The sequence below is a fragment of the Intestinibacter sp. genome (genome assembly GCF_022780145.1).
Taxonomy (GTDB): domain Bacteria; phylum Bacillota; class Clostridia; order Peptostreptococcales; family Peptostreptococcaceae; genus Intestinibacter.
Window position 1 is genome coordinate 1 of record NZ_JALEXO010000217.1, and the last position, 3,813, is coordinate 3,813.

Here is a 3,813-nt window from a genome sequence, read left to right on the forward strand (position 1 = left end):
TCTTTCAAAATCATCTCTTCTACCAACTGCATCTAGCGCTTCTTGGTTTGTAGTTTGAACGCCTATCTCAAATTGGAATAATCCTTCCTTGCAGTCCCTTAAAAACTCCAGCATATCGTCATCTAGTAAATGCGCTGTGACTTCGAAGTGATATGTAGTGTAGCCATTGTCGTTTTCCATAAGGAACTTCATTATTTCCTTTGCAAATTTCTTATTTGCATTAAATGTTCTATCTATAAATTTTATCTGAGATACTTTTGCATCTATTAATTTTTTAAGATCTCTTTTGACCCTATCTATACTGAAGTATCTAAGTCCCTTTATAGCTGATGATAGACAGTATTGGCAATTAAAAGGACATCCTCTAGATGTTTCGTAGTATACGATTCTATTTTCGTATTCCTTTGGATTTAAATTTTCGTATGGACTTGGTATTAAATCTAAGTCTTTTAATAATTCTCTTTCCTTATTTTTTATAACCTCGTCACCACATCTATAGGTAACACCGTCGACGTCTTTTATATCCATTTCGCCGTTGAAGTATTTAACTAGGTCTCTCATAACCATCTCGCCTTCACCGCGAAGTATATAATCGACAAATTCATACTTAGCCATCGCCTCTTCACTGTCGTAAGAAACCTCAGGTCCACCTAATCCTATTATTAATTTAGGATTTACCTTTTTTAGATTTTCGCATAATTTGACTATATCGTACACATTCCAAATATATGTTGAGAAAAATACAGCATCGTATCCAGCCAAATATATATCCTTTAAAATATAATCCAATTGATTGTTAATAGTGTATTCTCTTATTTCGACATCTGCTAAATCTTTTATACTTTCTTTTATATATCTAATCGCTAAATTAGTATGAATAAACTTTGAATTCAAAGTTGTAAGCAATATTTTCAAACTTTTCACCTCTTTTTTATTTTATACACGGTTTTCCTCTATATTTAAATCAAATTATGTTGTAATATAATAGTATATAATTACTTTAGAAAAGGAGTTCGCTATGGAATTAATTGATCAAGTTACTATTAACGATTTATCAAAAAGAGATTTACTATTAATTATAAAATCACTAGAATTCACAGGCAAAAAAACAAATAATCCTGACTTTATCGAGCTTAGAAACAGCATAGTAAAGGAACTATGTTTTTTGACAGAAACTAGTGAAGATCAATTTATTAATTATCTAGAACAAAATTGCTAGATTTTTTTAAAATTAAACGTATATTTTCCAGATTTTGCTTTGACAGAAATTCTCAATATATTATCAGAAAAATCCTTAGATATAACCTGTATTTTATTTAAAATTGGATCTACTATAGTATCGCCTTGATTCAAATTAATTAGACTTCTTGGATCCGAACTCTTGGTGTATTCAGATTTATTTATTGAGTATTTTCTTAATTTCGTAATATATACAGCCATTGAAGATATAAAATCTATATTTTCTATATTTAAATTTGCATCTGCTGATAGTATAGATAATATAGATTTTTTTATACTAGAAATTCCATCATTTAGGCATTCTCTATCTTCTATGTAAATATCGTAAATCACATTTAATAAGTTCGTTATTATTTCATTTTCCTTATAATCGCATACCTTTAAATCTATATAATTGTCTATAATTTGTATAGCCTTTATTCTAGCCATTTGAAATTTTATCATGCTAGACTTTTCTAAATCTATTTGTAATCCGATCATTTTTTCTTTGATAGATTGAAGTATTTCTTCGTATTCCATATTTTGGTTGTCTATTAAATTATGAATAAGACTATTATATAATACAGAAGCTAAAATGTAATCAAATAAATACTGTTCTTTTTTAAGATATTTTACATATTTTTGAATTAAGGATAATACCTCCTCTTCGCTCTTTTGTATATTTGTATTTGATAAAATAAGAGGCAACAATAAATTTAGAACATCTGCATATTCTGGTTTATTGTCGTAAAAATTAAAATAAATCAATTCATCTCGAAGTCTCTTGTTGTCAGTATATACATTTCTCTGAGATTTATTATCTATTAGACATTTAGTTCCTATTATTATCAAATTTTTTAGACTGCTATCCTCTATATCAAACGCCGATATATAGCAATTTTTAATTAAATCATCCTTCACTCGAGACGCATCCTCCTTTGTCCTCTCTTTTTATTTCTACTAATAAAAAGGAGCCCCGCACTATTTCTAGGTCTCCCCATAGTACAACAGCCCCTTTTAAATTTTACTTTAATTACATTCTTTCTGGTGCGTGCATTCCTAATAATGCTAAAGCATTTTTGATAGTTTGTCTAGTAGCTTCAACTAATGCAAGTCTAGCCTTTCTAAGCTCAGCATCATCTACTAATATTGGATTATCATGGTAGAATTTGTTGAATGCTTGTGCTAGATCTAAAACAAATCTAGTTATTATGTGTGGTTCGCTCTTTCTTAAAGCAACTAATATGTTTTTGTTGAAGTCTCCTATTAATTTTAATACTTCTGAGCTATCTTCATCAGATAATAAATCGTAATTTATATCTGCTGTAACTTCTTCTCCTGCTTTTCTTAAAACTGAACAACATCTTGCATGAGTATATTGAACATATGGTCCAGTTTCTCCATCGAAGCTCAATGTTTTGTCCCAAGAGAATACATAGTCTTTTATTCTGCTGTTTGATAATTCTTGGAATATAACAGCTCCGACACCTACGTCTTTAACTGTTTGATCTAAGTTTTCTATATCAGGATTTTTACTTTCTATTATTTCTCTAGTTTTTTGTATAGCTTGGTTAAGAACATCTTCTAAGAATACGACTCTACCATTTCTTGTAGATAAAGTTCCGTCTTCTAGAGATACCATACCGAAGTTAACGTGTTCTAGTTTATCATACCAGTCATATCCCATAAGCTCTATAACCTTGAACCATTGTTGGAAATGAAGGTTTTGTTGAGATGCAACTACATATATACATTTGTCGAAATCGTATGTTTTCTTTCTGTATATTGCTGCTGCTAAGTCTCTTGTCATATATAAAGTAGAACCGTCATTTTTTTGGATAAGAGCTGGTGGCATACCGTATTCTTCTAGGTCTACGATTTTAGCTCCTCTAGATTCTTTTAGAAGGTGTTTTTCTTCTAATTCTTGTATTACTGCATCCATCTTATCTGTGTAGAAGCTTTCTCCAGCAAATGAATCAAATTCTATATCCATTAATTTATAAACCTTGTCGAATTCCTTTAAACTTTCGTCTCTGAACCAAGTCCATAATTCCTTAGCTTCTTCGTCTCCATTTTCTAATTTAACGAACCATGCTCTAGCTTCTTCTTCTAGCTCTGGTTGTTCTTTAGCTACTTCGTGGAATTTTACATATAAAGCTAGTAATTCTTTTATAGGATTTTTTTCTACTGTTTCTTTGTCACCCCATTTTTTGAAAGCAACTATTAGCTTACCAAATTGAGTACCATAATCACCTAAATGGTTTATTCTTATAGTGTTGTATCCTTGAGAATCGTATAATTTATATATTGCATTTCCTATAACAGTTGTTCTTACGTGTCCTATATGGAAAGGCTTTGCTATATTAGGAGATGAGAACTCTACTATTATGTTCTTACCTTCACCTATTTTACTCTTGCCATAGTCGTCTTTTTGAGTTAATACGTTGTTTATAACAGTTTTTGCTAATTGTGATTTGTTCACGAAAAAGTTGACATATCCTCCCATTGGAACTACTTTTGATATATCTCCTTCTGCTACTATGCTTTCTGCTATATCCCCAGCTATTAAGTTTGGTGCTTTTCTAAAGACCTTTG

The 3,813-nt window shown here is 30.3% G+C and carries 4 protein-coding genes; 1 reads left to right on the forward strand and 3 read right to left on the reverse strand.

Translation table 11 applies throughout. The annotated features are described in order from the left end of the window. Positions 1-915 (reverse strand): B12-binding domain-containing radical SAM protein (locus MR593_RS08350; protein ID WP_331474769.1); only part of this gene is annotated, 915 nt, incomplete at its 3' end. A 103-nt stretch (positions 916-1,018) separates the two neighbouring features. On the opposite strand from MR593_RS08350, the gene MR593_RS08355 reads away from it, so the two are divergent. Further along, positions 1,019-1,219 (forward strand): hypothetical protein, encoded by a 201-nt coding sequence (locus MR593_RS08355; protein ID WP_290691819.1) that lies wholly within the window; start codon positions 1,019-1,021, stop codon positions 1,217-1,219. On the opposite strand, the gene MR593_RS08360 is transcribed toward MR593_RS08355, so the two are convergent. Beyond that, on the reverse strand, positions 1,216-2,139 hold the full coding sequence (locus MR593_RS08360; protein WP_290691821.1) for a hypothetical protein: 924 nt from the start codon (positions 2,137-2,139) through the stop codon (positions 1,216-1,218). The two genes, MR593_RS08355 and MR593_RS08360, sit on opposite strands and share 4 nt — an antisense overlap. A gap of 112 nt (positions 2,140-2,251) precedes the next feature. Next, the coding region (gene argS, locus MR593_RS08365; RefSeq protein ID WP_290691823.1) for an arginine--tRNA ligase at positions 2,252-3,813 on the reverse strand (1,562 nt) is incomplete at its 5' end.

Coding starts and splice junctions, on each gene's coding strand:
- MR593_RS08355 (WP_290691819.1), top strand. CDS start 1,019: ATGGAATTAATTGATCAAGTTACTATTAACGATTTATCAAAAAGAGAT.